Source organism: Amycolatopsis sp. NPDC058340 (assembly GCF_042723975.1).
Taxonomy (GTDB): Bacteria; Actinomycetota; Actinomycetes; order Mycobacteriales; family Pseudonocardiaceae; genus Amycolatopsis.
Genome location: NZ_JBHXIB010000011.1, coordinates 1 through 6,478, shown reverse-complemented (window position 1 = coordinate 6,478; position 6,478 = coordinate 1). Strand labels below are relative to the sequence as shown.

Genomic DNA, 6,478 nt, shown 5'->3' with positions numbered 1-6,478 from the left:
CGGGGGCCTACTTTGCCGATCATCGGGGCCTGTCGGGTGTGCCCGTACGGGTGGGTTTTCACCGGGTGGCGCGGGGCGTGGGCCGCGCCGTGGCTTTGGGTGTCGGCGGCGCCCAACGCCTCCAGCCCGGTTTTCTGCAGTTCCCACAAGCGTTCGACGTCTTCATCGCCCGCCCTGTCGGCGGCGAGACGGGCGGAGTGCGCCTCCAGCACGGTGCGCACGCTGAGCAGTTGATCGGCTTCCTCGTCGGTGGGCATGTGCACGAAGGCGCCCTGCGCCGGGCGCAGGTCGACCCAGCCCTCACTCTGCAGGCGCTGCAACGCTTCGCGGACCGGCTGCCTGCTGACGCCCAGGTACTCGGCGAGGTCGGCCTCGACCAGGTGCTGGCCGGGTTCGAGGGTCCGGTTGATGATCAGCTCCGCGAGCGCCTCGTAGACGACCTGGCGCAGGGGAGCGGGCCGCTCGACGCGTTTGGCCGTCGCCGGGTTGAGCGTGCCCTTGGCGCGGCGGCCGGTGGGGCCGCGGTCGGGCAGGGGTGAAACGGGCTGGCTCACAGGACCTCCGGATGACTCGTCCGGTTCAGGATACAGGTTTTGGTATGCAAAATCCTGACATTCGCCCCTCTGCTCCGCATTTCGTCCTCTGACTGCGGCCGGAACTCGCGTGTTCCGGCGCATTCAGAGGACGAAATGCGGGACGGGCTGGCGTGGCGACCATCTACAGGATACTGTATGCAATCTGGTCTTCGGCCGAGCGGGAGGCACGTCATGAAGGTCGCTGTTCTGGGTGCGGGGGCGATCGGCGCGTACGCCGGCGCCGCGCTCCACCGAGGCGGGGCGGAGGTCCACCTCATCGCGAGACGGGCGCATGGCGAAGCGATGCGCGCGCACGGCGTGCGGGTGCTCAGCCCGCGCGGGAACTTCACCGCCCACCCCCACGTCACCGACGATCCGGCGCAGGTCGGACCGGTCGATTTCGTCTTCCTCGGCCTGAAGGCGAATTCGTACGCCTCCTGCGGTCCGCTGATCGCACCGCTGCTGGGCGAGGACACCGCGATCGTGGCCGCGCAGAACGGGATCCCGTGGTGGTACTTCCACGGCCTGACCGGGCATCCGCTGGAGAACCGCCGGATCGAGACGGTCGACCCCGGGGGCGCGGTGAGCGAGGTCCTCGAACTGCGCCGCGCGATCGGCTGCGTCGTCTACTGCTCGACGGTGATCGAGGAACCGGGCGTGATCCGGCATCTCGAAGGGACCCGGTTCGCTTTGGGGGAGCCGAAAGGCGGCGTCACGTCCCGGTGCGCGGCGCTCGCCGACGCGATGATCGCGGGCGGGCTGAAGGCCCCGGTCGAACTCGACCTTCGCGACGAGATCTGGGTCAAGCTGATGGGCAACGTCGCCTTCAACCCACTCAGCGCCCTGACCAGGGCCACCATGGTCCAGATATGCGAGCACCCGGACACTCGCGAGCTCGTCGCCGCGATGATGAACGAGACCCTCGCGATCGCCCGTGCCGCGGGCAGCGATCCCCAGGTGTCGGTCGAGAAACGCATCAACGGCGCCTGGCGCGTCGGCCACCACAAGACGTCGATGCTGCAGGACCTCGAGGCGGGCAAACCACTGGAGATCGACGCGATCATCGGCGCCGTCGTCGAGCTCTCAGAGCTGACCGGTGTACCCGCCCCCGCCTTGCGCCACGTCCACGCCGCGATCGGCCTGCTCGGCCAGACCGCGAACGCCGTTCCCGTCGGAGCGCACTGAATCGGAGGAACCCGATGAAGCGCAAGAACACCGAGCCGTACGTCCGGCTCACTCAGCCGCTGGTCCGCGATTCGGGTGTGCTGCGCCCAGCGAGCTGGGAGGAGGCGCTCGAGCGCGCCGCCGCCGGGTTCCGGCGCACGCTCGACACCAAAGGGCCCGAAGCCTTCGGCATGTTCTCCTGTGCCAGGGCGACCAACGAGATGAACTACGTCGCGCAGAAGTTCACGCGCGCGGTGATCGGCACCAACAACGTCGATTCGTGCAACCGCACCTGTCACGCGCCGAGCGTCGCCGGGCTGGCGCGGGTGTTCGACAGCGGCGGCGGGACGTCTTCGTATCAGGAGATCGAGGACGCCGACGTCATCGTCGTCTGGGGCGGCAACCCCCGCGAAGCCCACCCGATCTTCTTCCAGCACGTGCTCAAGGCCGTCCACCGCGGCGCGAAACTGTTCGTGATCGACCCGCGCCGGACCAGCACCGCGAGCTGGGCGCACCGGCAACTCCAGCTGCACGTCGGCACGGACATCCCGCTGGCGCACGCGATCGCGCGCGAGATCATCCACTCCGGACTGGCCAACACCGCGTTCATCGAGCGGGCCACCGAAGGTTTCGCCGAGTTCGCGGCCTCCGTCGAGCCCTGGACCCTCGAAGCCGCCGAGGAGACGACCGGCGTCCCGGCCGAGCTGATCCGCGAACTCGCGCACACCTACGCCCGCGCGGACCGCGGCCAGCTGTCGTGGACGCTCGGGATCACCGAGCATCACAACGGCACCGACAACGTCCTGTCCCTGATCAATCTCGCGCTGCTGGCCGGGCACGTGGGCCGGTACGGCGCCGGGCTCAACCCCTTGCGCGGCCAGAACAACGTCCAGGGCGGCGGGGACATGGGCGCCATTCCGGACCGGATGCCGGGGTTCCAGAACATCCTCGACGCGGACGTCCGGGCGAAGTTCGACGCGGCCTGGGGCTCGAACATCCCGCCGCACAAGGGACTCAACCTCACGCAGATGCTCGACGCGATGGAACGCGGCGACCTGACCTGCGTCTACATCATCGGCGAGAACCCGGTCCAGTCCGAAGCGGACTGTGAGCACACGATCAAACGTCTGTCCAATGTGGAACATCTGGTGGTGCAGGACATCTTCCTCACCAAGACGGCACGGCTGGCGGATGTCGTGCTGCCCGCTTCGGCCGCGTGGTGCGAATCGGACGGCACCTTCACCAACAGCGAACGCCGGGTCCAGCGGGTCCGAAAGGCGCTCGAACCGCCGGAGGGCGCGCGCGACGACATCCAGTTGCTGTGCGAGCTCGCCCGCCGTCTCGGCCACGACTGGGACTACCAGGGCGGCGAGGACGTCTGGAACGAACTCCGGACGTTGTCGCCGATGCACGCAGGGATGAGCTACGAGCGTCTGGAGGAACTCGGCGGTATCCAATGGCCCTGCTATCGCGAGGACGAGCTCGAACCGACGTTCCTGCACGGCAGGCTCTGGGAAGAGGATCCCGCGAAACGCGGGCGGCCGGCGCCGTTCACCGTGATCGCCCACAGCCCGCCGGTGGATCTGCTCACCGAGGACTTCCCGATCCGGCTGACCACCGGACGGCGGCTGGACTCCTACAACACCGGCGTCCAGTCCGGCGGGTTCCCCTCGCCACTGCGCCGCGGGGAGACCCTCGACCTGTGCCCGGCGGACGCGGTGCGGCTCGGTGTCGTCGAGGACGAGGTCGTGCGGATCTCGTCCCGCCGAGGTGAGATCGAGGCACCGGTCCGGATCGACGAGGGGCTGCGTCCCGGCCTGGCGTTCATGACCTTCCACTTCCCGGACGAGATCGACGTCAACGTCATCACCATCGAGGCGACCTGTCCGGTCGCGGGAACGGCCGAGTACAAGGCCGCCGCGATCCGGGTCGAGAAGCTGCCCGTCACCGTGTGAGGAGTCCGGAATGGACCTGCGTTTCCTGAACGCCGAACCGACGGACGCCGAGCGGCACGCCGTCGACGCGCTCGGAGCGGGAAGCCGCGATCAGCTGCTTCCCGCGTTGCACGCCGTGAACGACCGGGTCGGCTGGATCAGTCAGGGAGCGCTGAACCACATCTGCCGACGGCTGAACGTTCCTCCGGCGGAAGCCTATGGTGTGGCGAGCTTCTACGCGTTGTTCTCGCTCAAGGAACGGCCGCCGCGCGTGATCCACGTCTGCACGGACCTGGCCTGCCGGGTCAACGGCGCGGAGGCGGTGACCGACACCTTCGACGCGGCGGGAATCGCCTGGCATCGCAGCCCGTGCCTGGGTGCCTGCGAACGCGCTCCGGCGGCGCTGGCCTTCGAGGCGGGCGACCCCGCCGAGCTGAGAGTGCTCGCTCCGGCCACGCCAGGTGAGATCACCCGCGAACCCGCCGAATGGGTGGAATCCGCGGTTTCCGTTCCGCAGCAAGGGGATTCAGGGCTGCGCCTGCTGCGGCGGGTCGGCGTCGTCGATCCCGGGAGCCTGGACGCGTATCGTGCGGCGGGCGGTTACGCGGCGTTGAGGAACGCGTTGCTGCTCGGTCCGGCCGGGGTCATCCGCGAGGTGACCGACTCGGGGCTGATGGGCCGGGGCGGCGCGGCGTTCCCGACGGGCCGGAAGTGGGACGCCGCCGCCCGGCAGCCCGAACGGACCCGGTACCTGGTGTGCAACGCCGACGAGAGCGAACCGGGCACGTTCAAGGACCGCGTGCTGATCGAGGGGGATCCGTTCGCGCTCGTCGAAGCGATGACGATCGCCGCGTTCGCCATCGGGGCGCAAAAAGGGTATGTCTATCTGCGCGGCGAGTATCCACGTGCACTGGGGATGCTGCGCAACGCCATCGACATGGCTCGCGAACGAGGGTTCCTGGGCGAGGACATCCTGGGGCGGCGAGGGTTCTCGTTCGACATCGAGATCAGGCGCGGCGCGGGTGCCTACATCTGCGGCGAGGAAACGGCGATCTTCAATTCGATCGAGGGCTACCGCGGCGAGCCGAGGTCCAAGCCGCCGTTCCCGGTGGAGAAGGGGTTGTTCGGCAAGCCGACGGTGGTGAACAACGTCGAGACCCTGGTCAACATCCCGCTGATCCTCACCGAAGGCTGCGAGGCCTACCGGCGTATCGGGACCGAACGCTCGACCGGGCCGAAGCTGTTCTGCGTGTCCGGCAACGTCCGGCGGCCCGGCGTGTACGAGGTGCCGTTCGGGACGACGCTGGCGGAACTGCTCGAACTGGCCGGAGGAGTGCAGGAAGGCCGTGAACTGCGGGCCGTCCTGCTCGGCGGCGCGGCCGGTGGTTTCGTGCGCCCGGACGAAACCACCTTGCCGCTCACCATGGAGGACGCGCGAGCCGCGGGTACCACGCTCGGTTCGGGGGTCGTGCTCGCGCTCGACGACCAAGCCGACCTCGGCGGATTCCTGTTGCGGATCGCGGCGTTCTTCCGCGACGAGTCGTGCGGGCAATGCGTGCCGTGCCGGATCGGCACCGTGCGGCAGGAGGAGGCGCTGCACCGGATCGTCGGCGGCCGCAGGCTCGGTACCGGCGGCGACGATCTCGCGTTGCTGCGCGAAGTCGGCCAGGTGATGCGGGATTCGTCCATCTGCGGACTCGGCCAGACCGCCTGGAACGCCATCGAGTCGGCGATCGACCGGCTCGGCGCACTGGAGGAGCCATCGTGACCATTGTCGGATTGGGACTCCCGCGACGGCTCGTCGAGTTCACTGTGGACGGTGAGGCGGTCAGAGTTCCCGAAGGAGCCACGATTCTCGACGCCTGTGCCGCGGCGGGCAAGGACATCCCGACGCTCTGCCACGGAGACACCCTCGAACCGGCGAACGCCTGTCGTGTCTGCATGGTGGAGGTCGAGGGATCGCGCACGCTCGTGCCGTCCTGCTCCCGCAAGGCCGAACCGGGCATGGTGGTGCGGACCGAGACCGACCGGACGAGGCTCAGCCGCAAGGTGGTACTCGAACTCCTCGGATCGGCGACGGATCTGTCCACCACGCCCGGCGTCGCCGGCTGGATGGCCGAATGCGGCGCGGAACCCGAGCGTTTCGGCCCGCCCGCGCCCCCTTCGGACGACCGCGACGACCGCCGCCCCGGCGAGCACGAGATCCCGGACGGGCTGACGGCGGCGACCGTGCGCCAGCCGGTCAAAGTGGACAACGAGCTCTACGTCCGCGACTACGGGAAATGCATCCAGTGCTACAAATGCGTCGACGCGTGCGGCGAGCAGTGGCAGAACACCTTCGCGATCACCATGGCGGGGCGCGGTTTCGACGCGCGGATCTCGACGGAGTTCGCGAACCCGCTGCCGGACAGCGCGTGTGTCTACTGTGGAAACTGCGTCGAGGTCTGCCCGACCGGTGCGCTGAGTTTCAAACGCGAGCACGACAAACGTGAGGACGGCACCTGGGACGAGTCGCGGCAGACCGCGACGACCACCGTCTGCACCTTCTGCGGCGTCGGCTGCTCCTTGACGTTGCACGTCCAGGACAACGAGATCGTCAAGGTGACCTCGCCCCACGAGAGTTCGGTGACCCACGGGAACCTCTGCATCAAGGGTCGCTTCGGCTGGCAGCACGTCCAGAACCGCTGAACCTCCGAGTTCTCATGCATGGCAGGGCAAAGTGGCGCGGTGTGGGGGGCGCCAGGGCGGCGGAGGTGGGGGTTGGTTAGGGGGGTGGGAACCGAAGGGCCGGGGCGCGGGGCGGGG

5 protein-coding genes are annotated in these 6,478 nt (G+C 68.8%); 4 read left to right on the top strand and 1 reads right to left on the bottom strand.

Translation table 11 applies throughout. The features are described from left to right. On the bottom strand, nt 1-554 hold a 554-nt coding region (locus ACFWIW_RS15575), incomplete at its 3' end, for a GntR family transcriptional regulator (protein WP_378369061.1). 213 nt (nt 555-767) lie between these two features. Between ACFWIW_RS15575 and ACFWIW_RS15570 the strand changes: the two genes are divergently transcribed. The 4 genes from ACFWIW_RS15570 to ACFWIW_RS15555 are packed head-to-tail and all read left to right on the top strand — an operon-like array spanning nt 768 to nt 6,361. Then, complete coding sequence (locus ACFWIW_RS15570; protein WP_378369060.1) at nt 768-1,760, top strand: 2-dehydropantoate 2-reductase; 993 nt, start codon at nt 768-770, stop codon at nt 1,758-1,760. A gap of 14 nt (nt 1,761-1,774) precedes the next feature. Then, a complete protein-coding gene (locus ACFWIW_RS15565) occupies nt 1,775-3,694 on the top strand; it encodes a molybdopterin oxidoreductase family protein (RefSeq protein ID WP_378369059.1) in 1,920 nt (639 codons plus the stop codon). A 10-nt stretch (nt 3,695-3,704) separates the two neighbouring features. Beyond that, complete coding sequence (locus tag ACFWIW_RS15560; RefSeq protein ID WP_378369058.1) at nt 3,705-5,441, top strand: NAD(P)H-dependent oxidoreductase subunit E; 1,737 nt, start codon at nt 3,705-3,707, stop codon at nt 5,439-5,441. After that, nucleotides 5,438-6,361 carry a 2Fe-2S iron-sulfur cluster-binding protein gene (locus ACFWIW_RS15555; protein WP_378369057.1) on the top strand — a complete coding sequence of 308 codons (924 nt, stop codon included), beginning with the start codon at nt 5,438-5,440 and terminating at the stop codon, nt 6,359-6,361. Before ACFWIW_RS15560 ends, ACFWIW_RS15555 begins: the two co-directional genes overlap by 4 nt. Nucleotides 6,362-6,478 lie beyond the last annotated feature (117 nt).

Bases quoted from the DNA above. Each gene is read 5' to 3' on its own strand.
- ACFWIW_RS15565 (WP_378369059.1), top strand. From the start codon at position 1,775: ATGAAGCGCAAGAACACCGAGCCGTACGTCCGGCTCACTCAGCCGCTG.
- ACFWIW_RS15570 (WP_378369060.1), top strand. From the start codon at position 768: ATGAAGGTCGCTGTTCTGGGTGCGGGGGCGATCGGCGCGTACGCCGGC.
- ACFWIW_RS15560 (WP_378369058.1), top strand. From the start codon at position 3,705: ATGGACCTGCGTTTCCTGAACGCCGAACCGACGGACGCCGAGCGGCAC.